Genomic DNA, 24,219 nt, shown 5'->3' on the forward strand with positions numbered 1-24,219 from the left:
TGAGCGGACCGCGGACGGATAAAAATTTCAGAAGACGGGTGGTCGTCACCGGTATCGGTGCGATCACCAGTATCGGCATCGGCGTGCAGGAATTCCTTTCTGGATTACGAGAAGGGCGTAGCGGGGTCAAACCCATCACCGCGTTCGACACGACCGGGTTCGAATACGCCAACGCATGCGAGGTCACCGATTTCGATCCGGCCGCGTCGATCGACCGTCTCGATCCGGCCGAGCTCGGCCGGGCCAGTCAGCTGTCGGTGGCGGCGGCGGGGATGGCCGTGCGGGACGCCGGCCTGCAGCCGCGGGAACTGCGCGCGCGACGCGCGCTGGTGTCGGTCGGCACCACCAACGGTGAGGGGCGGGACTTCGACAACCTGGCCGGACAGGGAATCGACCGCGGCCTCGACCGGCTCGATCCCGCGCTGAGCGGGCGCGTCGGTGCCGGAAGGCTCTCGTCGAGCATCGCGCGTGAGCTCGGCATGACCGACGTCGAGGCCGTCACTCTGCCCACCGCGTGCGCGGCGGGCAACTACGCGATCGGCCACGGCTTCGACGCCGTGCAGAGCGGCGACGTCGACGTCGCCTTGTGCGGCGGCGCGGACGCGCTGTGCCGCAAGACCTTCGCGGGCTTCTACCGCCTGGGGACGATCGCCCCCCAGGTCTGCCAGCCGTTCGACCGAGGCCGCAAGGGCATCCTGACCGGCGAGGGAGCGGGAATCCTCCTGCTGGAGAGCATGGAGTCGGCGCTCGCCCGTGGCGCGCGCATCTACGCGGAGATCCTCGGGTTCGGGCTGAACTGCGACGCCCACCACCCGGTCGCGCCCGACCGGGACAGCATCGCCGACTGCATGCGCCTGGCCCACCGGGACGCAGGAGTGAAGCCGGAGGAGATCGACTTCATCTCGGCGCACGGTACCGGGACGAAGGCCAACGACATCACCGAGGCGCGCGCCATCCACCAGGTGTTCGGCACCAGGCCGCCCGCCACCGTCTCGATCAAGTCGATGATCGGGCACTCGATGGGCGCGGCCAGCGCCCTCGCCGCGGCGGCGTGCGCGCTGGCCATCACCGAGGGCTTCGTCCCGCCGACGATCAACCACGTCGAAACGGACCCGGAGTGCGCGCTGGACTGCGTGCCCAACCAGGCGCGCCCGGCGGAGCTGAACGTGGTGCAGAACAACGCGCTCGCCTTCGGGGGCAACAACGCCGTGCTCATCCTCGGCAAGTACCGGGGGGCGTGATGGTCGCCGTCTGCGGTGTCGGCGCGGTCGCCAGTGCCGGTGTCGACGTGGAGGAGATCTTTGCCTCGCTGTGCGGGGGCTGGGGAGCGGCGGCCGAGCCGCGCGGATTCGATCTGAGCAAGTACCGGACCAAGCTCGCCTTCGAGATCGACGACCGGCCCGAAGAGGGCGGTGACGTGCCGCTGCGCTCGTCCAGGTGGCTGGAGCACGTGGTGGGGGTCGCGGCCCGCGACGCGGGTCTGGGCGAGGACCTGCGTGACGTGCCGATCCTCGTGGGAACCACCCTGCGCGAGCTGCGCTCGGTCGAGTTGAGCTGGCGCGACGGCGTCGCCTTCGACACCGACGAGCTGCACTTCGGCACCGCGCTGCGCCGCCGCTTCAACGCCTCCCAGACCTTCACGGTCGCCAACGCCTGCGCGGCCTCGCTCTACGCGCTCGCGCTCGGCACCGATCTGCTGAACGCCGGCGCCGCCGACGCGGTGATCGTGGCGGGCGTCGACAACATCTCGGAGAGCACCTACGGCCTGCTCGACCGCTGCTATTCCGACCCGCCCGACGCCCTGCGCCCCTTCGACAAGGGACGCAGGGGCATGCTCCAGGGCGAGGGGGCGGCCGCGGTCGTCCTGCGCCGGGCATCGCAGGCCACCTCCGGGAAGGTGTACGGGCTGGTGCGCTCGGTCGCGGTGAACTGCGACGCCTACCACCCCTCCGCGCCCGACGCCAAGAGCATCGCCCTGGCGGTACGGCAGGCACACGAGCGCGCGGGCCTGACCCCGGGCGACATCGACCTGCTGCTGCTCCACGGTACGGGGACGCCGCTGAACGACGAGGCCGAGGCGCGCAGCCTCGGCGAGGTCTTCGGCGAGGTCCGTCCTTCGCCCTGGATGACGGCGATCAAGTCGATGACCGGGCACACCGCGGGGGCCTCCGGCCTGCACAGCCTGCTCGTCGCGCTGGAGTCCATGCGGACCGGGGTCGTGCCGCCGGTGGTCGGCGTCACGGACGTCATGGACGAGATGGCGGGACTGCGCCTGGTCCGCGACCGGGCGGTGCGCGCCGCGGTGCGATTCGCCCAGGTGAACGCGTTCGGGTTCGGCGGCCTGAACGCGGTGGCCGTTGTGGAGAAGGCGGCGGACCGATGACGGTGATCACCGGTGTGGGAACCGCGATCGGCGGGGTGGCCCGGCCGGCGGACCTGCTGCTGACGACCACGACGCCGGGTGGAGAGGATCCGATCACCGGGCTGAGCGGGCGTGGCCTGCGGTACAAGGACCGGGCGACCAAGCTGGCGCTGTGCGCGGGCAGGGACGCCCTCACCGACGCCGGCCTGCTGCTCGATCCAGGCCTCGCGGTGCCGGGCGAGAGCATCGGCGTGGTGGTCAGCTCCAACTTCGGCAACGTGGACACGGTGTGCGCCACGGTGTCCACCATCGCCGAGCACGGTTACGGCGCCACCAGCCCCATGATGCTGCCCGCCACCGCGAGCAACGTGACGGCCTCGTGGCTGGCGATCTCGTTCGGACTGCGCGGGGTGAACCTGACCCTGTGCAACGGGCCCACCTCCGGCCTGGACGCGGTGTACTGGGCCGGGATGATGATCGACGCCGGGCGGGCGCGGCGGATGCTCGTGGTCGGCGTCGAACCGGTCAACGAGGTGGTGACCCACCTGGTCGGGCCGCTGTTCGACGGCGCCGCCGCGCTGGTGCTGGAGTCGGAGGAGGCCGCGCGCGAACGCGGGGCCGGGTCGCTGGCCCGGCTGGGCCGCTACGCCAGGCGGGAGACGCACGACGAGGCGGTCGGTCACGTACTGGAGCAGGCCGGACCCGTCGGTCTGTGGTGCCTGCCCGAACAGCCGCCCACGGCGGAGGAGACGGCCGGAGCCGCGACCCATGACCTGACCGCGCTGCTCGGGCGCTGCTCGGGCGCGCTCGGCGTCGTGCAGTGCGTCGCCGGGGCCTCCTGGTTGAGCGCGGGTGGCGACGGCGCCGTACTGGCGAGCGTGAACGCCTCCGACGCCGCGGCGGCCACCGTGCTCACTCCGGCGCCCGCCACGGCCGGGACCGGTCGATGACCCCCCGGGTCAGGTGCCGCCGCCCCGCCACCGTCGAACGACCGGTGCGTGTGCTGATGCTGTACGGGCTCGGCGGTGGCCCCTCGACGTGGAACCGGTTCGCGGAGCTGGCAGGCCCGGACCTGGAGTTGTGGGAGGCCGCCCTGCCGTGGTCGGCGGGCGACACCGGAGAGTGGAGCAGGCGGGGCGACGCCACCTCGTGGGTCAGGGCGGCCATCGACGAGGCCGGCGCCGTCGACCTGGTCGTCGCGCACTCCTTCGCGGCCAACGTGCTGCTGGAGGTGCTCGCGCGCGACGGCGGACCGGCCGCCGTGCTCGTGTCGCCGTTCTACCGGGCCAGCCCGGCCGAGTTCGACTGGGCGACCATCGAGAGCTACCTCCATGGTTTCCACGGCATCCTCGACGACGGTCTGCGGGTCAGCTCGGAGGGCCGGCTGGCCGCCGGCGTCCGCCACGACATGGCGCTGAAACTGCGCGAGCGGCTCGGCCCGTACGGGTGGATGCGGTTCTTCGACGCCTACCTGCGCTCACCCATGCTGGACACCGCCGCCGTCACCGTACCCTGCCTGGTGATCAGCGGCGCCGACGACCCCGCGGCCCCGCCTCGGGACGGGCGGACGCTGGCCGAGGCGCTGCCACATGCCCGCTTCGAGATCCTGCCCGCAGGGCACCTGCCGATGATCGAACAGGCGCACCGATTCGCCGAGCTGATCGGTGAGTTCGCCGCGACACACCATCTGGAGAGCACGTGACCGTCACCCGCCTGGAGATCCGGCCCCGGTACGAAGGTGCGAACGTCGGCACCTGGATCGGCTTCAAGCATCTGAACTACCTGGTCGAGGAGGCGGTGCTCGAACACCTGCGCCGGTCGGGGATAAGAGCCACCGATCTCTACCACGATCACGGGCTGTGCGTCGACCTGGTCGACATCGACACCAGGATCCTGAGCGCGCTGCGCATCGACGACCTGGCGACCGCCGAGGTCACCGTTGCCGAGCCCGGGACGCTCACCTTCACCGTCGTCATCCGGCCCAACGCGGACCCCGGCGCGCCGAAGGCCGTCAGCGCCAAGGTCAAGGTGTCGCTACGGCACGACCCTCGCGGCGGCGCGGGCGAGATCCCGGCCGAACTGCGCCCGTACACGGTGGCTCGGCTCGGGGAGCAGGACAAGAGTGTGCAGGTGCCCGACGGCGCCGACCCGCTCGACGTCCTGACCGGCGGCCGCAACGCCTTCGCCTGGAAATGGCGGATTCCCTACTTCTACTGCCACTTCACCGAGCGCATGCAGATGTCCGGATATTTGCGAATTATGGAGGAGGTTGTGGACCTCTTCCTCGCCGACCGCGGTGTGTCGGTCAAACGACTGCTCGACGAGCAGGGATGGATCCCCGCCGTGCCGCACTCCAGGATCACGCTGCTGGACGAGGCGCTGATGGAGGAGGAGCTCTACACGGTCCTGACCGTCGAGGACGTCTTCAAACGGTTGACCTACACCTCGCGGATGGACTGCTACGTGCTCCGCGACGGCCTGCTCGTCCCCACCGCCACCGGCCGGATCACCCACGGATACGCCGAGCTCTCCGGCCGGTCCGAATGGGGCCTGGTGTCCTTCGACGACCGCCTCTCGGCCGCGCTCTCCGGCGCGTCGCGATGACGGACGTCCTGGTCACCGGCGTCGGCGCGGTCACCTGCCAGGGGTACGGTGCCGCGGTGCTGCGGGCGGCGATGGCCGGAGCCCTGCCCCCGGTTCCCGAGCGCATCCCCGACCCGGGGGCGAACCTGCGCCACCCGCTGATGCACCGGGTGCCCGACGCGGCGTTCGGCGACGGGCGGGCCGGCCGGCTGCTGAACTCGGCGGTGAGCGAGGCGCTCAGGGACGCGGGCCTGGAACGGCGCGACTGGCCCATGCGGATCGGCGTGGTCATCGGCTCGTGCATGGGCGAGGCCATGCTGCACGAGAGCGGCAGGAGCCGGGAGCCGGGCACCGGCTGGAACCCGACGTTCAGGCTCGCCTCGGAGGTGGGCGAGCGGCTCGGCGCGTTCGGTGTCAACGTGAGCATCAGCAACGCCTGCGCCGCGGGCGGGTTCGCGCTGAGCGTCGCCGCCGACATGGTCCGCGGCGGCGAGGCGGACGTGGTGATCGCGGGCGGGGTGGACGCCTACTCCAGGGTCGGCTGGGCGTCGTTCGACCGCCTCGGCGCGATCGATCCGGTCCGGTGCCGTCCCTTCGACCGGGACCGCCGGGGGACCGTGCTCGCCGAGGGCGCGGGAATCCTGGTCCTCGAATCGGCCGAGCACGCCTACGGGCGCGGGGCGGCCGTGTACGGCAGGGTGGCCGGGGCCGGCTGGAGCTGCGACGCGCACCACCTCACCGCGCCGGAACCCAGCGGGGAGCAGATCGTCCGCGCGATGCGGGAGGCGCTGGGCGAGTCAGGACGCCTGGGATGCGTCATCCCGCACGGCACCGGCACACGGCTCAACGACCTGGTCGAGAGCCGCGCGCTGCGGACCGTCCTGGGCGAGCGGGCCGACAAGGTCCCCCTGTACAGCATCAAGGCGCTCCTCGGGCACACCGGCGGGGCGGCGGCCGCGCTCGGCGCGGTGGCGGCCGCCCTCATCCTCCGCTCCGGCACGGTGCCGCCGAACGTCGCGATCGGGGAGCAGGACCCGGAGTGCGAGGTGTACCTGCCGGTCGACGGCCCGGTCCGCCTCAGGACGCCGCGGATCATGGTCAACGCGTACGCCTTCGGCGGCAACAACGCCTCCTTCGTCCTGGAGGAGGCGGCATGACCGGGGAGATCAGGAACATCAGGGGCATAGGGGACGTGGGGGACATCGTCGTCACCGGTGTCGGGACGGTCGTGCCCGAGCGTCACGGCCCCTGGTTCGACGTGACCACGGAGCTCGGGCCGCGCGGGTACAAATACCTGCCGCCGGCCTCGCAGTACCTGCTCGCCGCCGCGCGGCGCGCCGTGACCGGCGGAGGCGGCCTCGAACACGTGCCCGCGCACCGGCGCGGCGCGGCGGTCGGCACGAACGGCGCACTGCGCGCCTACTTCGACGACGTCGACCGCGTGGTCACCACGGGACACTCCGACGACCTCAGCCCGGCGGGAGCCCCCTACTTCGCGATCAATGTGCTCAGCGGCCGCCTGGCCAGCGACCACCAGATCAAGGCGTTCAGCCTGACGCTCACCTCGCCGCGGGTGGCCGGGTTCGAGGCCGTCGAGATCGGGTTGAGGGCGCTGGCTGCGGGCCGGGCCGACGTGCTGATCGCCGCCGCCATGGAACACGGCCTGCCGCACCACGCGCCGGGACTGGCGGCCGAGCAGGGAGCGGTGGCCATGACCATGGAACCGCGCGCGCTGGCCGAGGAACGCGGCGCGCCCATCCTCGGATCCTGCTTCGCCAGGACCGCGTTCGCGCCCCCCGCTCTGATGACCACCTCCGCCGGGCGGCGCCAGCTGGCCGCGCAGATCGAGACCGCGGTGTCCCGGCTGGGCACCGGTGACGTCGTGGTCCGCCCGGTCCTCGACGACTCGGCGGTGAGCCGGGCCCTGGCCGGCGTCCTCGCCGCCACCGGCCTGACGGTGCGTCCCGCGCTCACCGCCGACGGCGGCTGCCTCGCCCCCCTTCTGCTGCTCGCCCGGCTGTTCGGCGCGGCCGAGAGGCGGCCCAGCCTGGTGATCACCGCGACCGCCGAGGGCAACTTCGCCTTCGGCGGGATGCGTCCCGTCCATTCGGCCCAGCCAACCGGGAGTCGGCAATGTTGACGTCACTCGACAAGAGCTGGGGCCTGGTCCTCGGCGTCTCCAGTGGAATCGGCCGGGCCTGCGCGCTGGCCATGGCCCAGCAGGGCATGAACATCGTCGGGGTGCACTTCGACACCGCCGCGATGGACGATTCCGTCACCCAGCTGAGGGAGAAGCTGTCCTCCTACGGGGTGCGGGTCCACTTCCACAACGCCAACGCGGCCCGTAAGACCGTGCGGCAGGAGATCGTCGCCGGGCTCGCGGAGCTGACCGACGGCGCCGGGCTGAGAGTCCTGCTGCACTCGCTGGCCTTCGGCACGCTGGTGCGTTACCTGCCCGCCGAGGAGGGCGCGGCCGGGATCAGCGGACCGCAGCTTGAGATGACCATGGACGTGATGGCGAACAGCCTCGTGTACTGGGTCCAGGACCTGGCCGCCGCCGATCTGCTTCCCCCCGGCGCCAAGGTGTTCGCGATGACCAGCGCCGGGGCGGTCCAGCACCTGCCCAGCTACGGCGCGGTTTCGGCGGCCAAGTGCGCGCTGGAGGCGCACGTGCGTCAGCTGGCCTGCGAACTGGCGCCGAGAGGCGTCGCGGTGAACGCGCTGCGCGCCGGCGTCACGCTGACGCCCGCGCTCCGGCGGATCCCGGAACACCACGAGTTCAGCCGGAACAGCGCGCGGAACAACCCGCACCACCGGCTGACCGTCCCGGAGGACGTCGCCGAGGCGGTGGTGTTGCTGTCGAGCACCACCACCTCGTGGATCACCGGCAACACCATCGGCGTTGACGGGGCCGAACTGCTGGCCGCGGGCAGTTCGTGGGCCGGCGGCGAATCCGGGAGCTGAGGAGAGAACATGGATGAGTTGGTCATGTCGGGGTGGTCCGTGGCCTCGCCGTTCGGACTCGGGGCCGGTCCGTTCGCGGCCGGAATCGGCACGGGACGGCAGCCGTCGCCCGTCACGGACGGCGGGCCGTTCGACCGGGCGTATGTCATCCCCGGCTTTGACATTCCCCCCAAACTCGGCGGAAAGAGCACCCGGGGGATGGACCGGGCGACCGGCATCGCGGTGACAGGTGTCGGCATGCTGCTGGAGGAGTACGGCGGCGGGCCCGCCGACCACCCCGAGCGCGTCGGGCTCGTGCTCGGCACCGGGTCGGGGAGCGTCCAGAGCATCGTCGACTTCACCAGGGACTCGATGGTCGGTGAGCGGCCGTACGACGTCGACCCGGCCCGCTTCCCCAACACGGTGATGAACCGTGCCGCCGGGCAGAGCGCCATCTGGTACGGACTGAAGGGGCCGAACGCCACCGTCGCCGGTGGAGCCGTCACCGGCCTGCTCGCCCTCAACTACGCCTCCAGACTGCTGCGGCGGGGCCGATGCGAGACGATCCTGTGCGGCGCGGTCGAGGAGTTCTCCGAACACCGGGGCTGGCTGGCGTGGCACTCCGGTCAGCGGAGTGAGCCGCTGGGCGAGGGCTGCGCGATCTTCCTGCTGGAGTCCCGGGAGAACGCCGTCCGATCCGGGCGGACCCCGCTGGCCACCGTGCTCGGGTCGCGGTTCGCCGCGTTCGGCCACCAGGAGGAGGCGGGGCGGCGGCTGTCGGAGTGCGTCACGGGACTGCTGACGCGTTGCGATCTCGACCCCGCCGACGTGCGCATGGTGGCCACCTCGGAGACGACGGGAACGCTCGGCGAGCAGGAGAGCGCGGGCGTCACCGACGCGATCGGGGGCGCCGCCGTACGGCTGCGCTGCCGGGAGGCACTCGGCGACACGGCCGCCGCGTCCGCGGCGTTCCAGCTCGCCGCCACGCTGGCCGCCGGGCGGGACGAGCCGGCCGGGAGCCTCGCCCTGGTGACGTCCGTTGACTGTGGCGGCGTTGTCGGTTGCACGGCGCTGCGCCTGGAACCCTGCCCGTGACCTGCGGCTCCGGTTCGGTGCCGCCTGATCCCGTGCTTATGAGAGGAACGGAACATGACCGAACAGATCATCACCGCGGTGGACAAGGAAGAGCTGCGCACGCTGATCGCGGCGACGCTCGACGTCGACGTGGCCGAGGTCACCGACGAGGCGCACTTCGTCGAGGATCTCGGGGTGGACTCACTGATGGCGCTGGAGATCACGGTCAACCTGGAGAAGAAGTACCAGGTGAGAATCGACGAATCCGAGGTCGCCGGAGTGACCACCTTGGAGAGCACGTACGCCCTGCTGGGAGAGCTGCTGCGGAAGGCCGCCGGATGAGCCGGCCCGCCGCGCTCACGACATCGGCCGTACGGGTCGGTGCCGATGGGGACACGATCACCGCCACGGTGGTCGTCGATCCGGACGAGCCGATGTTCGCCGGCCACTACCCCGGCTTCCCCGTGTTCCCGGCCGTCGGCATGCTGGAGTTCGTCGACCGCGCCCTGCGCGCGTCGTTCGGCGCGGACCTGACGCTGAGCGAGATCGTGAGCGCCCGCTTCCTCAGCCCGGTGCTTCCAGGGGACGAGCTCACCGTGCGGGCCACGCCACGCGACGGCGACTACACCGTGGTGGTCGGCACCGAGCGCGGCGAGTCCGCCCGGCTCCGGCTGCGGTACCGGGAGGCGGCGTGATCGGGGTAGACGAGATCAAACGGTTCATTCCGCACCGGTACCCGATCCTGCTGCTCGACCGGGTCACCGAGGTCTCACCGGGCCGGAGCCTGACCGCGATCAAGGCGGTCACCTGCAACGAGCCGTACTACCGGCGCGTCGGCGCCGACGCGGGCCCCAGGGGCCACCACTACCCGTCGTTGCTGCTCCTGGAGTCGTGGGCGCAGGCCGCCTCGCTGCTCGTCCTGTGGGAGCAGCCCAACCCGGACGTGCTGTCCGGCAAGGTCGTGCTCGGCGGGGTGATGAAGAACGTGCGCTTCCTGCGCCCCGTACTGCCCGGCGAGGTGCTCTCACACCGGGTGCGCCTGGTCCGCCAGGTCGAGGACAGCTCGATCGTGGAGGGGGAGACCCTGGTCGGCTCCGAGGTGGTGCACGAGGCCGGCGCGGTGGTGTCGCTGCGGCCGGCCGAGGTCCTGCGTCAGGCGGCACCGGTGGGAGGCGCGTCGTGACCGGCCGTCCGGTCGCGCTGGTCACCGGCGGATCGCGGGGCATCGGCAGGGCCGTGGTGACCAGGCTCGCCGCCGACGGCTACGACGTGGCTTTCTGCTACCAGTCCAACGCCGAGGCCGCGGACGAGGTGGCGAAGGAGGCGGTCGAGGCGGGAGCGGGGGTGCTGGCCCGTCAGGTGGACGTGACCGACCGCTCCCAGGTGCGCGCGTTCGTCGGCGACGTCGAGGAGGAGTTCGGCCCGGTGCACGCCGTGGTCACCTCCGCGGGGATCACCAGGGACAGGCCGCTGGCGCTGCTGACGGATGAGGACTGGGACCGGGTGCTCACCGTCAACCTCGGCGGTACGCACAACGTGGTGCGGGCCGCGATCTTCCGGATGATGAAACGCAAGCGGGGCGCGGTCGTCACGCTGTCGTCGGTGGCCGGCGTCGCGGGGAACTCCGGCCAGACCAACTACTCCGCCTCCAAGGCGGGCATCATCGGCTTCACCAAGGCGCTGGCCAAGGAGGTCGGCCGTTACGGGATCACCGCGAACGTGGTGGCGCCCGGATTCGTCGAGACCGACATGACCGCCGGCCTGTCCGAGAAGGTCGTCCAGCAGATGGGCGAACGGATCTCCCTGGCCCGTTTCGGCACGCCCGGCGAGGTCGCCGACCTGGTCTCCTTCCTCGCCTCCGGCCGTGCCGCCTACATCACCGGCCAGGTGATCCGCGTCGACGGAGGCATCGCCCTGTGAGGGGTTCGGGAAGGGAGCGAGGGTGAGGTTCTACTTCAGCCTGCGGAGTCCGTACTCCTGGCTGGCACTGCACGACCTGCTGAACGACTACCCCGACCTGGCCGAACGGCTCGAATGGATTCCGTTCTGGGACCCGGAGGAGTCCATGCTCAGGGAACTGGCCGAGGCCGGTGGCGAGTTCGGCTACGCGACCATGCCCAAGGCCAAGCACCTGTACATCCTGCAGGACGTGCGCAGGCTCGCCCGTGACAGGGGACTGCGGACGCGCTGGCCGCTGGACCGGGAGCCGCGTTGGGAGGTGCCGCACCTGGCCTACCTGGTGGCCGCGGACAAGGGCCGGGGCCGGGAGTTCGTCATGCTGGCCTCGGAGATGCGCTGGGAGCGGGGGCTCGACATCTGCGCCCCCGAGGTGGTCGCGGAGATCGCCACCGCGCTCGACCTGCCGGCCGGCGAACTGGCGGGGGCCGCGGACCGGCTCCCGGTTCGCGAGCAGGCCGTACAGGCGCTGCTGTCCGCCTACCGCGACGGCGTGTTCGGAGTCCCGTTCTTCGTCCGTCGCTACGACAAGTACTGGGGAGTCGACAGGCTGGACGCCTTCGCGGGCTCGCTCGGGCTGCGGCCCGCCGCCTCCCTCAACCCGGCCGAGGAACACGCCGGCGGCTGTGGCTGAACAGTATGGCCGGAGTATAGGGCTCCGGCGGAGCATGCAGGAGAGGTGAGCGGGATGAACGGGGTGACGGGATTCGAGGGCTTCATGGCCCGGCTGGGCGACAACGCCGAGCGCTTTCCCGACCGGCGCGCGCTGGTGTTCTGCCGCGGCGGCGGCGAGGAGGAGGTGCACACGTACCGGAGCCTCGATCTGGCCGCGCGGTCCGTGGGCGCCTGGTTGGCCACGAAGGTCACACCGGGAGAGCGGGTGCTGCTGTCCTACCCCTCCGGCCTGGGCTTCGTCACGGCGTTCCTGGGATGCCTGCACGCGGGCGCGGTCGCCGTACCCGTCCCCGTACCCGACACCTACCGGCGGCAGTACGACCGCGTCACGGCGGTCTGCCGTGACGCGGAACCGGCTCTCGTGCTGACCGACGCCGACCGTGCCGAGGCGGTGTCCGCCTGGATCAGCCACAGCGGGCTGGGCGTCGAGGTCGCCGTCATGGGGCGCGGTGAGCCGGGGCGGCGAGCCGAGCTCTCCCGGGACGCGCTGGCGTTCCTGCAGTACACCTCAGGCTCGACCAGCGAGGCCAAGGGCGTGATGGTCAGGCACGGCGACCTCGTGGACAACATCCTGGTGGGCAGCCGGCTGCTCGACCTCACCGAGGGCCCGCGCTTTTGCAGCTGGCTGCCCGTCTACCACGACATGGGCCTGGTGGCGATGATCCTGCTCCCGCTGTACCTCGGCGGGACCACGGTGCTCATGTCGCCCACCGACTTCCTGCGCCGTCCGTGGGTCTGGCTCGACCTGATCGGCAAGTACGGCGCGGAGGTGAGCGCCGCTCCCAACTTCGCCTACGACCTGTGCGCCCGCCGGGTCACCGACCAGCAGGTGCGCGGCATGGACCTGTCGAGCTGGCGGCACGCGTGCAACGGCGCGGAACCCATCGACGCCGGCACCCTGGCCAGGTTCGCCGACCGCTTCGCGGTGGCCGGTCTGAAACCGGAGGCCCTGACGGCCGGGTACGGCATGGCCGAGGCCACGCTGTTCATCTCCGGCACCGCTTCCGGGCGCCCACCGGTCGTGACCAGGGCCGACCCCGGCGCGCTCGCCCGCGACACGCTGCTGCCCGACGACGCGGGCAGGCCGCTGGTCAGCTGTGGCCGCCCGGGGGTGATGGATGTGCGCATCGTGGATCCGGACACCCACACGGAGCTTCCAGACGGGCGGGTCGGCGAGATCTGGGTCCGCGGTGACGGCGTCGCGTCCGGGTACTGGCGCAAGGAGGAGGAGACGCGGCACTGTTTCGGCGCGACGACCGGATCCGGGGAGAGCGGCTTCCTGCGCACCGGTGACCTGGGCGTGCTCGCCGACGGCGAGCTGTACGTCACCGGCCGGATCAAGGACATGGTCATCGTCAACGGGCGCAACCTCTATCCGCACGACATCGAGCGGGCGGTGGCCGGCCTGGTCCCGGCCATGGAGAACCTGCCGTCCTGCGTGTTCTCCGTCACCGTGCCACACGAGGAGATCGTGATCGTGCAGGAGATCAGGACCCGCGCCGTGACGGAGGAGACGCTGACCCGGCTGGCCGGCGAGATCAGGTCGGCGCTGGGCCGGCGGCTCGGGGTGACGGTGGCCAACGTCTCGTTCGTCCGCCCGGGCACCATCCCCAAGACCACCAGCGGCAAGATCCGGCGGGGTACGGCGCGCGAGCTGTTCGTCTCGGGGAGGCTCGACGCGCGCCACGAGGACCTGTCCGCGGGAGTGATCGGCCACCACCGCGGTGGCGTGTCATGACCTACCGGCCGTTCGCGCTGGCCGAGCGCATCGAGGACGCGCTCGGCGACCCCGCCGACGAGGGGAACGTCTTCTCCGTCTCCCGCTGCCTGGAACTGGACGGGCGCGAGGAGTTCCCCGAGGACATCTGCGCGCACCTGGACAAGCTGGGCCTGCCACGGTTCTACGTGCCCGTCGGACACGGCGGTGACCTGGACACCTACGAGAACCTGCTCCAGGTGATCCGGACGCTGTCCCGGCGCGACTTCACCGTCGCCCTGGCCCACTGCAAGACCTACCTCGGCTCGGTCGCCACCTGGGTCGCGGGCACGCCCGGCCAGGCGGAGGACCTGGCCCGGCGGGTACTGCGCGGCGAGGTGGTCTCCCTGGCGCTCACCGAGCGCGACCACGGCAGCGACGTGCTGGCGGGGCGGGTCTCGGCCACCCCGAGCGGCGCCGGGTACCGGATCGACGGCGAGAAGTGGCTGATCAACAACGCCACCCGCGGCGATCTGGTCTGCGTGCTGGCCAGGACCGGCCCCCGGAGCGAGGCACGCTGCCACAGCCTCTTCCTCGTCGACAAGCACCGTCTGCCCTCCGGCGGCTACCACCACCTGCCCAAGGTCAGGACCCACGGGGTACGGGGCGCCGACATCAGCGGCATCCACTTCACCGGGGCGGAGGTCCCCGCGGACGCGATGATCGGAGAACCGGGCGCCGGGCTGGAGATCCTGCTGAAGGGACTGCAGATCACCCGCACGCTGTGCGGGGGGATGTCGCTGGGGATGGGCGAGCACGCGCTACGTTTCGTCGCCGGTTTCGCCGAGCGGCACCGGATGTTCGGCCGCCCGTTGATCGAGCTGCCGCAGACCGCGCGTGTGCTGGCGGAGTCCTACGCGGACCTGATGGTCGCCGAGGCGGTGACCCTGGTGTCGACGCGGGCGATCCACACGCTGACCGCGGAGCAGAGTGTGATCTCCGCGGTCGTCAAGTACTACGTGCCCACGATCGTCGACCGTGCCGTCAACCGGCTGGCCAAGGTGCTCGGCGCGCGCGCCCTGCTGACCGACGGACCCTTCCAGAAGCTTCAGCGGGACCACCGGATCGTCGGCATCTTCGACGGCAACACGCTCGTCAACCTCAACGCGGTGGTCAACCAGTTCTCCGGCCTGGTGCGGGGATACCGGCGGGAACGGGTCGACCACGACGGCCTGGACGTCGCGGCCGGGCTCGACCTGGCGGTGCCCGCGTTCGAGCCGGACAGGCTGAGCCTGCTGTCTCGCGGCGGCTGCAGCCTGGTGCAGGACCTGCCCGCGCGCACCGGCGCCGCGATGGACGCGGCCCCGGAACACCTGGGCAGGCTGCGCCGCTACGCGGACGGGCTGCACGCCGAGCTCGCCCGCTGCCGTCCGGTCGCCCGGGACGTCCCGCCGGAGATGTTCGACCTGGCCAGGAGATACGCGGCGGGTTACGCCGCGGCGGCCTGCCTGCGGATGTGGGCCGACAACGGCCTGGACACGCTGTGGCTGCGGGTGTGCCTGGCCCGCGTGCTGGGCGGGAGGGACGAGGCCGCGGACCGGCTGCTGCCCGTCCTGCGGGAACGGCTCGACGACAGGCGGCCGCTCTCGCTGCTGGCGTACCGATCGACTCATTAGGAGCTGCCATCTATGTCGCCTGACACCATTCGCATGTGGTTACGCGAGCGCGTCGCCTTCTACGTGGAGCGCGATCCCGAGGAGATCGACCCCGATGTCGAGCTCGTCGAGATCGGGCTCGACTCGGTCTTCGCGATGAGCCTCAGCGGTGACATCGAGGACGAGTTCGGGGTCTTCGTCGAGCCGACGGTCGCCTGGGACCATCCCACGGTCAACGCGCTGACCGGTTACCTGCACGATGTGGTCGTGACCATCTGATGGACGGCCTCCGCGAGCTTTCGGTCGGCCAGCAGGCGATGTGGTTCCTGCAGCGGCTCGCCCCCGGCAGCACCGCCTACACGATGATGGTGGCGGTCCGCGTCCGCGGCCCGCTGGACGTGGCGCGCCTGCGCCGTGCGACGGACGCCGTCGTGGCCAGGCACGAGATGCTTCGCTCGGTGTTCGCCGAGGTCGACGGGGTGCCGTACCGGGAGGTCGCGGACCTGCCGTCGCCGCTGGCGGTGATCGACGTGGGCCCGGTGGAGGAGGAGGTGCTCCACGAGCGGGTGACGCGGGCCGGCAAGGCCCCGTTCGACCTGGGCCGGACCGGGGCCTTCCGCGTCACGCTGGTGCGCCGGACCCCGGACGACGCCGTGCTGATACTCGTGGCGCACCACATCGTGAGCGACGCGATGTCCCAGTGGCTGGTCCTGCGTGACCTGCTGTGGGCCTACGAGGAAGGGGACGACCCCGGCTGGCCGGAGCTCACCCGCACGTTCGACGACTACGTGCGCGCCGAACAGGACCTGCTGGCCTCTCCCAGAAGACCGCGTCTGGAGCGTCACTGGCGTGAGGTGTGCGCAGGGGCGACCGCGGCGAGGCTGCCCACCGACCGCCCGCGCCCGGCCAGGCCGTCGTTGCGGGGGGCGGCGACCGTCGTGTCGTTCTCCGAACGGACGGGCGCGCGGCTGATCGAGGACTCGCGCGCGGCGGGGGTCACGCCGTTCGCCACGGTGTTCGCGGCGCTGCAGGCGGTGCTCCACCGGTACGTCGGAACCGGCGACTTCCTCGTCGGCTGCCCCGCCAGCACACGTTTCGGCGGCGGCATGCGCAACGTGGTCGGTTACTTCGCCAACACGCTCCCGATCCGGGCGAACCTCACCCCGGAGACGACGTTCGGCCAGGCGGCGGTCGCGGCGCACCAGGGGATGGTCCGCGCCATGGCGAACGCCGCGCTGCCCTCCGCACTCATCGGCGACCTGTCGCCGAACCGGGCGCCGCTGTTCCACGTCGCGGTCAACCTGCTGTCGATGGACGCGATGGACCCCGCGCTCCCGCTGGCCGTCGACGGTTCGGTCGAGGGGCCGGAGACGACCTTCCGCGGTCTGCGGCTGGCCGCCTACGACGTATCCCAGATGGAAGGTCAGTTCGATCTGACGGTGGATGTTCGTAAGGCGGCCTCCGTTTTCACGGCGGTCGTCAAATACGACACCGACCTGTTCGACGCCCCGACGGTCGAACGATTCGCCGCGCACTTCCGCCGGGCGGTGGAATCAAACGTTCCAAACCTTCCCGTCGGCCGTCTCTCGCTGGTGGACGAAAGTGAGGCGCGGCTTCTGCTCGCGCTGGGCACGGCATAAGACCCCCCGGAGGCAGGCCGTCATTAATGAATTCAACTGCCTCCCCGGCCTGGTGGCGGCCGGGTGGACGATCGGTGGACTTTAACGGATGCCCATTTCCAGTCACGCTGCACAATGGTAATATAAGGGCCCTGACTTATTACCGGAATATAGTTCGGGAAAATCTGAGCCCGGCTCATATGTGATTGCGTTAAGTTTCGGAAACATGTGTCTGCTTGACGTTTGACTTCGGCGTCCAAGATTCCAGGTCATGACCGAAATATATTACCTGCTGGTATGTCTGGAAGGTAGCCGGAGGAGTCCGCGTGCGAAATGAATCGATTTTCGACGCCATCGTGGAGCAGGTGGAAGAAAGGCCCTGTCAGAACGCCGTTGTCCTGGAGGACGGAGACGGCCGCGAGCACCACATCGGCTACCTCGAACTGCATCTGCTGGCCACGTCACTGGCGGCCTGGTTACAGAGCGTGTGCCGGCCCGGGGACCGGGTCCTGCTGTGCTATCCGACGGGGATCGAGTTCACCAGGAGCCTGCTGGCGTGCCTCTACGCGGACGTCGTCCCCGTGCCCGTACCGCTTCCCGGCCGGACCGACCACCACCTCAGCACGATCACCGGGATCGCGCTCGACGCCGAGGCGTGCCTGGTCCTGACCGACGCCGCGCACTCCGACGAGGTGTACGTCTGGCTGACCCACGACGATCTCGGCATCCACGAGTGCGTCGCCACCGACGTCATCGAGTTCGAGGACGCCTCGGACTGGGTGGAGCCGCTCAGGAAGGGCGAGGACCAGGCGCTGCTGCAGTACACCGTCGGCCCCGGAGGCGGCCCGATCGGCATCACGGTCTCGCACGCCAACGTCCTGCACAACTGCGCCCTGATCGCCGCGGCCTACGGGCTCGGCTCCGGTGTGCGCTCCGGCGGCTGGCTGCCCCTGCACCACTCGATGGGCCTGATCGCCCTGCTCCTGGCACCGCTGATCAGCGGCGGCACCGCGGTGCTGATGCCCCCCGAGACCTTCTGCGCCGACCCGATCAGGTGGTTGCGGCTGATCGACCGGCACGATGTGAGGTTCAGCGTCTCACCCACCTTCGGCTACGGACTGTGCGTCAGCGAGATCACCGACGACCAGCTCGCGGGACTGGACCTGTCACGGTGGCGGCACGCGCTGCTGGTGGAGATGACGGGCGCCTCCCCGGCTGAGGCGCGCACCGTCGAGCTCTTCGCCGAGCGCCTGCGCACCGCGGGCCTGCGTGCCGAGGCGCTGCGAACCTCGTACGGCCTGGCGGAGGCCACCCTGCTGACCGCCGTCGGCGCCCCCGGAGGGGCGGTCGAGGCCAGGTGCTTCGACTCCCGGGCGCTCGACAGGAATCTCCTCATCCCCACCTCGGACGCGCAGGGACCGCGGCTGCTGGGCCTCGGCGTGGTCCCCGAGCCCGACCTGCGGATCGTCGACCCGGTCACCGCCGGCGCGCTTCCCGAAGGCAGGATCGGCGAGATCTGGGTGCGCGGGCCGCGCGTCGTGCCAGGTTACTGGCGCAAAGAACGTCTCACCGGGGAACGGTTCGACCAGGTCACCGCGGACGGGGAGAAAGGCTTCGTGCGGAGCGGGAACCTGGGGGCGATCGTCCGCGGCGAGCTGTACGTGACGGGGCTGATGCGGGATGTGTCGAGGTACGGCGGCCGCTACCTCGACCTCGGCAGGGTGGAGCGCGCGATCGTCGGCGGCGGCTCCATCGTGGCCTGCAGCGCCTTCCCGGCGCCGGCGGACCGCGACGAGATCATCGTGGTCGCGCAACCGGCCCGCGCGGAGACGGACGAGGGCTCGTCGCCACTGATCCGCGAGGTGCGGGACATTCTGGCGCTGCGTTTCGGTGTCCACCGCACAAAGGTGGTGCTCGTCAAACCGGGGCAGGTGCAGGTGATGCCGGACGGGGAGGTCAACCGGCAGCTGACGAGGGAGCTGTTCGTCGCCAACGCGCTGGACATCGTCTACGCCGATGTCGCCAGGGAGTTCTTCTTCGAGGAGGTCGCGGCCCTTCCCGGGACCCGCGAGGCGGAGGGCTCGGCTCTGACCTGACCGCGCGGACGGCTCCGGACAACCGGACAGCCGGCGAGCGGGGTCAGGAGGGCCGACGGGCCGAGGCGCCGTCGCCCGCCGCCGGAGGGCGGCCGATCCATCCGCCGCCCTCCGTGGCGGGGCGTCACCGGCGCTCCAGATTGGTCATGCGGGTGGCGATCCGGTCGGCGGCGGGATCGCGCATCACGTCGACCACTCGCCCGTCGGCCAGGAACATCACGACGTCGGCGTAGGAGGCGGCGACGGGGTCGTGCGTCACCATGATCACCGTGCGGTGGTGCTGGTCCACCACGCCACGCAGCAGTTCGAGCACCTCCCGGCCGCTGCTGGTGTCCAGCGCGCCGGTGGGTTCGTCGGCGAACAGCACGTCGGGCTTGGTGATCAGCGCGCGGGCGATCGCGACCCGTTGCTGCTGGCCGCCGGACAACTCCCCGGGCCGGTGCGCGGCGCGCTCGGCGAGTCCGACCGAGGTCAGGGCCCAGTCGACCTCCGCGTCGCTGGGGGTGCGCCCGCCGAGCAGCAGCGGAAGCCGTACGTTCTGCGCCGCGGTCAGCGCGCTGATCAGGTTGAAGGCCTGGAACACGAAGCCGATCCGCTCCCTGCGCAGCAGGGTGAGCTGGTCCTCGTTCAGCGTGGCCAGATCGACGTCGGTGAGCATGACCTGCCCCGAGTCCGGCCGGTCCAGTCCCGCGGCGCACTGCAGCAGCGTGGACTTACCCGACCCCGACGGGCCCATCACGGCGGTGAAACTGCCGGCGGGGAAGGAGAAGCTCAGATCGGCCAGCGCGGTCACCCGGGCCGCGCCGGAACCGTACACCTTGGTCACGGACCGCAGATCGACGGCCAGATCCATGGCAATCACCTTTCTCGTGGTCACTCGGCTGCCACGGCGCGGCCGATGGCGGAGGTTTTCAGGGTCGCCCTGGCCGTCAGGGTGGTGGCGGCCACCGCGAGCAGGGCGCTGGTGGCGGTGAGCGCACCCACCGGCGCCCACGGGATCGCCAGCGAGGCGGCGGGCTCCAGCTGGGTCAGCGCGCTGAGCAGCCCGGCGAAGTTGAGGGAGGAGGCCGCCACGGCCAGTACCGTCCCGACCGCCACCACCAGGACCGACTCGGCCAGCAGCGAGAGCACCGCCTGCCGCGAGGTGGCCCCGGCCAGGCGCAGCATGACCAGATCCCGTCTACGGCCGGACGCCGCCATCACCATCGTGTTGACGATCGAGATGCAGCTGTAGACCACGGAGATGCCGAGCGTCACCATCATGCCGATCACGCTGGTGCCCTGGTCGCTGTTCCGGGAGACGGCGACCCATTCGGCCCTGGTCAGCACCTGTACGCCCTGCCCGGCGGTCTTCTCGCGCAACGGTCCGGCTCCACCGGGGGAGGTCTTCACGTAGGCCACCTCCGGCGTGCTCCGTCCGGCGTGGGAGGCGTCCAGGTAGAAGTCGGCGCCGCCGATCCCGCTCCTCAGCACCGCGGCGACCTTCAGCCGGACCGGCTTCCCGCCGGCCGGCGTGATCTCGACGCGCTGGCCGACGCGGCGCTCCCAGTCCTCGGTCACCACGATGGTGTCCTGGCCCAGGTCCTTCAGCGATCCGGCGACCACCGGGAGGTCCGTCGTCGCGGCGAGCATGGCGGGAGCGGTGGCGTAGCCCGACAACTCCTCGACGGTGCCGAACTCGTCGGCCGCGCTGACGGTCACCGGCGTGAGCGCGGCGATCTGGGCACCCGCGACGGAGCGTGCCCGCTCCAGCGCCTCCGGGCGGATACCGGTGGAGCCGTCGGGAACGAGCACGTGGTCGGCGCGGAGCTGGGCGGCCGTCTCGGCCGACCGGGCCTGGCCGATCGTCTCAAGCGCGCCGAGCAGGGTGATCGACAGCCCGACGGTGAGGAGGATCGGGATGGCCGTCGCGGCCGTGCGCCGGACCATGGTGAGGGCGTTCTCCCGCACCAGGAGGCCGACCGCGCTGCCGCCGCGAGCCCACGGCCAGGTCAGCAGCCGGATCACCGGAGGGATGAGGGCAGGGGCCAGCAGGGCGGCCGCCGCGATCGGCATCAGCAGCACCCAGAGGTACACCACGGGAACACCGGATATGCCCGGCATGGCGACCGTGATGACGGCCATCCCCAGGATCGCGATGGCCAGGAAGCCCAGGCCGAACAGCGTGCGCGGCGAGCGGAGGCCGCGTGAGAGCGGCGTGTCCATGGCGGACTCGCGCAGAGTCTCGGTCGGCCGTACGGTGGCCGCGCGGCGGGAGGCGGCCGAGACGCCCAGCGTCGCGACCCCGAGACCCATCAGGCACGAGAGCAGGAGCGGCACGGGCGAGACGGCGACCTGGAACCAGGACGGCGCGATGTCCCCCGCCACCAGCGTGGCGGCCAGCGCCGGGGCACCGGCCAGGCTGAGCAGGCAGCCGACGACGCAGGCGACCGTGCCGAGCAGCAGCGCCTCGGCCAGGATCATCCGGCGAACCTGGCGCGGGGTGGCCCCGACCAGGCGTAGCAGGGCCAGCTCGCGCGTGCGCTGGATCACCGCGAAGGCGAACGTGGAGGCCACCACGAAGACGGTGACGAACCCCGCCACGCCCGCCGAGACGCTCAGGAGCACCACGGTCCCCGTCAGGACGGCGCGCGCCCGCTCGTAATTCGCGAGGGCGGAACTCATCACCAACGCGATGGTGGCGATGATCCCGACGCCGAGAGAAAGCGAGAGAAAGGTTCCCGAGAATGTGATCCATCGTGCACGAAGCGTGCTCAGTGCGACGCTTATCACTCGCGAACCTCCATTGTCGACGCCAGGGGGTGGCGGATCCGTCAGGTAATGATTCTGGATCGTGCACCACTGCCGGCGTATATGCGCCGCACGTCGCGAATCAGATTGAGTCTCTTGAGCCAGCGATCGTTTCCATCGTATCTGGCGGAGAACGGCTCGCGGCCGTGAACGATCCGGTAGTTGTCGACGAATATCGCCTCCCCCGGTCGCAGCACGATTCTCTCCACCGCCTCGCAGAGCAGGCCGTGCATCACCGTGATCGCCTCCGCCGCCCGCCCGGCCTCCTGGTCGGCCGTCATGAAGTCCCTGTCGAAGCGCAGGTAGGAACGCTCGGCCGGACCGAAGACCACCGGGCCTACGGTGCTGCGGCGGCCGGTGAGCCCGTCGCCGTCGACCACGTTGAGGATCTCCCCGGTGTGGGAGTCGTCCGGATAGAACCTGAAGGACTCCTCGGACAGCGCCTCGCGCAGCTCACCGGGGAAGTCCAGCGCGTCGAACCGGGTGATGGTGGTGCCCACCTCGTCGGGGTTGCGCAGGCAGAACAGCGACACGTAGTCGCAGCGGAAGGGGTGGAAGACGTCCTCGGTGTGCAGCGTCAGGGGCTCCGTGCTGCTGGCGCTGGTCAGCGACCGCTCCATGCCCGGAGTGGGGACCACGTCGTGCACCAGGCGCCCGTCCTGCTGGTTGGCCCAGCCGAACGGCTCGCCGAGCACGGCTCCGACCAGCAGCAGCACGAGCTCCTCCCGCCGCCCCGCGCCGTTCTTGGCGGCCATGTCCCAGCCCGCCGGGGTCGGCGCGAGAGCGGGGTCGACCGGCAGGCCGGACACGAGCGCCACGTCCGCCTCCGCCGCGCGCACGTCGGCCAGGAACCGGCGCAGCCGCAGCGGCAGGCCGTGCGCGACGGAGCCCGCCTGCTCGGCGAACCGCAGGGGGTCCCACGACGTCCAGTCCGCCAGCACGTCGTCGACGAGCCTGTCGACCTGCGCCCGTTCCTGCGCCGTCAAAAGGAAATTCTCCACGCTGGTCCTCCCGATGGGTCGCCGTATGGCCGCGCCCGGGCTGTTGCCTTTCAACGGGCGATATGCGAGTGAATGCTGCCTGCGGGAGGATCCGATTTCAATGTTTCCGCTGAATATAGAAGAACTATAGTCGCGCACGGAACGCTCGTCGGTGGAATCGGCCGCCGTGCCGGTGTCCGGTGCTCCATTTCCGGGCGGACGGCACTGATTCTCCGTGACCCCTGTATTCCGGTGGAGGAGAGCGACATGAGCACGGAAGCGTCGGACTTCAGCGCGCGACGGGACGAGCTCATCCGGTTGCGTCTGGCCGAGAAGAAGGGGACGTGGGGAGGCCGCATCCCCCGGGCCGACCGAGAGGGGCCGATCGGGCTCTCCTCCGGGCAGCAGCAGATGTGGTTCCTCAACCGCCTCGACCCGGGCAGCCCGGAGTACCTGGTTCCGCTGGCGTTGCGGCTGCGCGGCCGGCTCGACCACGGCTCGCTGGAGCGTGCCTGGCGGGAGGTCATCGCCAGGCACGAGAGCCTGCGTACCCGTTACGTGCTCGTCGGGGAGGACCCGACCCAGGTGATCGACGAGCCGTACGCCGTGCGCCTGCCCGTCGACGACCTGCACGCCGTGGACGGGGAGGGGATGCTGGATGCCGTCGGGGCCGTGGTGGCGACCTCGTTCGACCTGGCCGCGGAGTGGCCCGCGCGGGCCCGCCTGCTCCGGCTGGCCGACGACGACCACGTGCTCGTCCTGGTGTTCCACCACATCGCCTGTGACGCGTGGTCCCTCGCCGTCGTCGTCGGGGAACTGGCCGAGCTCTACAGCGCCTTCACCGAGGGGTCGCCCTCCCCGCTCGCACCGCTTGAGACGCAGTACGCCGACTACGCCGCCTGGGAGAGCGGTCGCTCCTTCGACCGTTCGCTCGCCTACTGGCGCGAGCGGCTCGCCGACCTGCGTCCGCTCGACCTGCCCACCGACCGCCCCCGGCCCGCCACCAGGGTCTGGACCGGCGACGTCGACACGTTCGAGATTCCGGCCCCGCTCGCCGAGCGGCTGCGGGAGGTGGCCCGGCGGCACGGCTCGACTCTCTTCACCGTGCTGCTGACCGCCTTCAAGCTGCTGCTGTCGCGTCACACCGGCCTGAACGACATCCCCGTCGGCACCATGGTCTCCGGCCGGACCCGGCCCGAGCTGCAGGGGCTCGTCGGATACTGCATCAACAGCCTCGTCGTGCGCTCCCGCTGGGAGGGGGACCCGGCCTTCGCCGACCTGCTCGCCCAGGTCAGGAACACGGTGCTGGAGGCGTTCGACCACCAGGACGTGCCCTTCGCCCAGCTGGTGGACGAACTGCAGCCGGAGCGCGACCTGTCCCGCACGCCGCTGTTCCAGGTCGCCTTCACCTTCGAGCCGGCCTCGGACGGACCGGCCTGGACCGGGCTTGAGGTCGCCCCGCTGCCCGGCCGCTCCCGTGTGTCGCGCTTCGACCTCACCCTCCTCGTCAAGGAGGCGCCGGACGGCTCGCTGAGCGCGACGATCGAGTACGTGCCCGACCTGTTCGACCGGGCCCGGGTGACCCGGATGGGTGGCCACCTCCTCCGCCTGCTCGACGGCGTGGCCGACGACCCAGGTGCGCGGGTCTCACACCTGGAACTGCTCGGCGCCGACGAACTCGCCGTGGTGCTGCCCACCGCTGAGGTGGGGGGTGTTTCGCGGTGTGTGCATGAGGTGTTTGAGGAGCGGGTGGTGGTGTGTCCGGATGCGGTGGCGGTGGTGTGTGGTGA

At 71.1% G+C, this 24,219-nt stretch carries 23 protein-coding genes; 20 read left to right on the plus strand and 3 right to left on the minus strand.

The features are described 5' to 3' along the window. The first annotated feature begins 38 nt into the window (after positions 1-38). From ACIBVQ_RS36950 to ACIBVQ_RS37040, 19 genes are all read left to right on the plus strand, one after another. Positions 39-1,241, plus strand: a complete 1,203-nt coding sequence (locus ACIBVQ_RS36950; protein ID WP_399183335.1) for a beta-ketoacyl-[acyl-carrier-protein] synthase family protein — start codon at positions 39-41, stop codon at positions 1,239-1,241. Continuing rightward, positions 1,241-2,383: a beta-ketoacyl synthase N-terminal-like domain-containing protein gene (locus ACIBVQ_RS36955; RefSeq protein ID WP_399183337.1), complete on the plus strand. Its 1,143-nt coding sequence runs from the start codon at positions 1,241-1,243 to the stop codon at positions 2,381-2,383. Before ACIBVQ_RS36950 ends, ACIBVQ_RS36955 begins: the two co-directional genes overlap by 1 nt. After that, positions 2,380-3,312, plus strand: a complete 933-nt coding sequence (locus tag ACIBVQ_RS36960) for a beta-ketoacyl synthase N-terminal-like domain-containing protein (protein ID WP_399183339.1) — start codon at positions 2,380-2,382, stop codon at positions 3,310-3,312. The genes ACIBVQ_RS36955 and ACIBVQ_RS36960 overlap by 4 nt, the downstream gene beginning before the upstream one ends. Next, the gene (locus ACIBVQ_RS36965) at positions 3,309-4,064 is read left to right on the plus strand and encodes an alpha/beta fold hydrolase (RefSeq protein WP_399183341.1); all 756 of its coding nucleotides are present in this window, start codon (positions 3,309-3,311) and stop codon (positions 4,062-4,064) included. Before ACIBVQ_RS36960 ends, ACIBVQ_RS36965 begins: the two co-directional genes overlap by 4 nt. Then, entirely contained in the window at positions 4,061-4,966 is a 906-nt protein-coding gene (locus ACIBVQ_RS36970) for a thioesterase family protein (protein ID WP_352015740.1), read from the plus strand. Before ACIBVQ_RS36965 ends, ACIBVQ_RS36970 begins: the two co-directional genes overlap by 4 nt. Continuing rightward, the gene (locus ACIBVQ_RS36975; protein WP_352015739.1) at positions 4,963-6,102 is read left to right on the plus strand and encodes a beta-ketoacyl synthase N-terminal-like domain-containing protein; all 1,140 of its coding nucleotides are present in this window, start codon (positions 4,963-4,965) and stop codon (positions 6,100-6,102) included. Before ACIBVQ_RS36970 ends, ACIBVQ_RS36975 begins: the two co-directional genes overlap by 4 nt. Then, the gene (locus ACIBVQ_RS36980; RefSeq protein ID WP_399183343.1) at positions 6,099-7,085 is read left to right on the plus strand and encodes a beta-ketoacyl synthase N-terminal-like domain-containing protein; all 987 of its coding nucleotides are present in this window, start codon (positions 6,099-6,101) and stop codon (positions 7,083-7,085) included. The genes ACIBVQ_RS36975 and ACIBVQ_RS36980 overlap by 4 nt, the downstream gene beginning before the upstream one ends. Continuing rightward, the gene (locus ACIBVQ_RS36985; RefSeq protein ID WP_399183345.1) at positions 7,079-7,909 is read left to right on the plus strand and encodes an SDR family oxidoreductase; all 831 of its coding nucleotides are present in this window, start codon (positions 7,079-7,081) and stop codon (positions 7,907-7,909) included. Before ACIBVQ_RS36980 ends, ACIBVQ_RS36985 begins: the two co-directional genes overlap by 7 nt. A 9-nt stretch (positions 7,910-7,918) precedes the next feature. Then, positions 7,919-8,983 carry a beta-ketoacyl synthase N-terminal-like domain-containing protein gene (locus ACIBVQ_RS36990; protein WP_399183347.1) on the plus strand — a complete coding sequence of 355 codons (1,065 nt, stop codon included), beginning with the start codon at positions 7,919-7,921 and terminating at the stop codon, positions 8,981-8,983. 54 nt (positions 8,984-9,037) lie between these two features. After that, positions 9,038-9,304 (plus strand): acyl carrier protein, encoded by a 267-nt coding sequence (locus tag ACIBVQ_RS36995; protein WP_352015735.1) that lies wholly within the window; start codon positions 9,038-9,040, stop codon positions 9,302-9,304. Further along, positions 9,301-9,657 (plus strand): hypothetical protein, encoded by a 357-nt coding sequence (locus ACIBVQ_RS37000; RefSeq protein WP_362918299.1) that lies wholly within the window; start codon positions 9,301-9,303, stop codon positions 9,655-9,657. The genes ACIBVQ_RS36995 and ACIBVQ_RS37000 overlap by 4 nt, the downstream gene beginning before the upstream one ends. Beyond that, positions 9,654-10,145: a 3-hydroxyacyl-ACP dehydratase FabZ family protein gene (locus ACIBVQ_RS37005; protein WP_386195129.1), complete on the plus strand. Its 492-nt coding sequence runs from the start codon at positions 9,654-9,656 to the stop codon at positions 10,143-10,145. Before ACIBVQ_RS37000 ends, ACIBVQ_RS37005 begins: the two co-directional genes overlap by 4 nt. Further along, entirely contained in the window at positions 10,142-10,882 is a 741-nt protein-coding gene (gene fabG / locus ACIBVQ_RS37010) for a 3-oxoacyl-[acyl-carrier-protein] reductase (RefSeq protein WP_362771999.1), read from the plus strand. Before ACIBVQ_RS37005 ends, fabG begins: the two co-directional genes overlap by 4 nt. 22 nt (positions 10,883-10,904) lie before the next feature. Continuing rightward, positions 10,905-11,552 carry a 2-hydroxychromene-2-carboxylate isomerase gene (locus tag ACIBVQ_RS37015; protein ID WP_399183351.1) on the plus strand — a complete coding sequence of 216 codons (648 nt, stop codon included), beginning with the start codon at positions 10,905-10,907 and terminating at the stop codon, positions 11,550-11,552. A gap of 54 nt (positions 11,553-11,606) precedes the next feature. Then, on the plus strand, positions 11,607-13,331 hold the full coding sequence (locus tag ACIBVQ_RS37020; RefSeq protein ID WP_399183353.1) for a fatty acyl-AMP ligase: 1,725 nt from the start codon (positions 11,607-11,609) through the stop codon (positions 13,329-13,331). Then, positions 13,328-14,965 carry an acyl-CoA dehydrogenase family protein gene (locus ACIBVQ_RS37025; protein WP_399183355.1) on the plus strand — a complete coding sequence of 546 codons (1,638 nt, stop codon included), beginning with the start codon at positions 13,328-13,330 and terminating at the stop codon, positions 14,963-14,965. The genes ACIBVQ_RS37020 and ACIBVQ_RS37025 overlap by 4 nt, the downstream gene beginning before the upstream one ends. Before the next feature lie 12 nt (positions 14,966-14,977). Then, on the plus strand, positions 14,978-15,223 hold the full coding sequence (locus tag ACIBVQ_RS37030; RefSeq protein WP_352015728.1) for an acyl carrier protein: 246 nt from the start codon (positions 14,978-14,980) through the stop codon (positions 15,221-15,223). Next, positions 15,223-16,584 carry a condensation domain-containing protein gene (locus tag ACIBVQ_RS37035; RefSeq protein WP_399183357.1) on the plus strand — a complete coding sequence of 454 codons (1,362 nt, stop codon included), beginning with the start codon at positions 15,223-15,225 and terminating at the stop codon, positions 16,582-16,584. Before ACIBVQ_RS37030 ends, ACIBVQ_RS37035 begins: the two co-directional genes overlap by 1 nt. Positions 16,585-16,889: 305 nt before the next feature. Further along, a complete protein-coding gene (locus ACIBVQ_RS37040) occupies positions 16,890-18,659 on the plus strand; it encodes an AMP-binding protein (RefSeq protein WP_399183359.1) in 1,770 nt (589 codons plus the stop codon). Positions 18,660-18,783: 124 nt separating this feature from the next. Here ACIBVQ_RS37040 and ACIBVQ_RS37045 read toward each other — a convergent pair whose 3' ends face one another. The 3 genes from ACIBVQ_RS37045 to ACIBVQ_RS37055 form a co-directional block, all read right to left on the minus strand. Beyond that, the gene (locus ACIBVQ_RS37045) at positions 18,784-19,512 is read right to left on the minus strand and encodes an ABC transporter ATP-binding protein (protein ID WP_352015725.1); all 729 of its coding nucleotides are present in this window, start codon (positions 19,510-19,512) and stop codon (positions 18,784-18,786) included. Between the two features lie 20 nt (positions 19,513-19,532). Then, positions 19,533-21,323: an FtsX-like permease family protein gene (locus ACIBVQ_RS37050; protein ID WP_399183367.1), complete on the minus strand. Its 1,791-nt coding sequence runs from the start codon at positions 21,321-21,323 to the stop codon at positions 19,533-19,535. 149 nt (positions 21,324-21,472) lie between these two features. Beyond that, positions 21,473-22,450 carry a hypothetical protein gene (locus tag ACIBVQ_RS37055; RefSeq protein WP_399183361.1) on the minus strand — a complete coding sequence of 326 codons (978 nt, stop codon included), beginning with the start codon at positions 22,448-22,450 and terminating at the stop codon, positions 21,473-21,475. A 246-nt stretch (positions 22,451-22,696) separates the two neighbouring features. Here ACIBVQ_RS37055 and ACIBVQ_RS37060 point away from each other — a divergent pair. After that, positions 22,697-24,219: condensation domain-containing protein (locus tag ACIBVQ_RS37060; protein ID WP_399183363.1), on the plus strand; the 1,523-nt coding region annotated here is incomplete at its 3' end.

Source organism: Streptosporangium sp. NPDC049376 (assembly GCF_044466505.1).
Taxonomy (GTDB): Bacteria; Actinomycetota; Actinomycetes; order Streptosporangiales; family Streptosporangiaceae; genus Streptosporangium.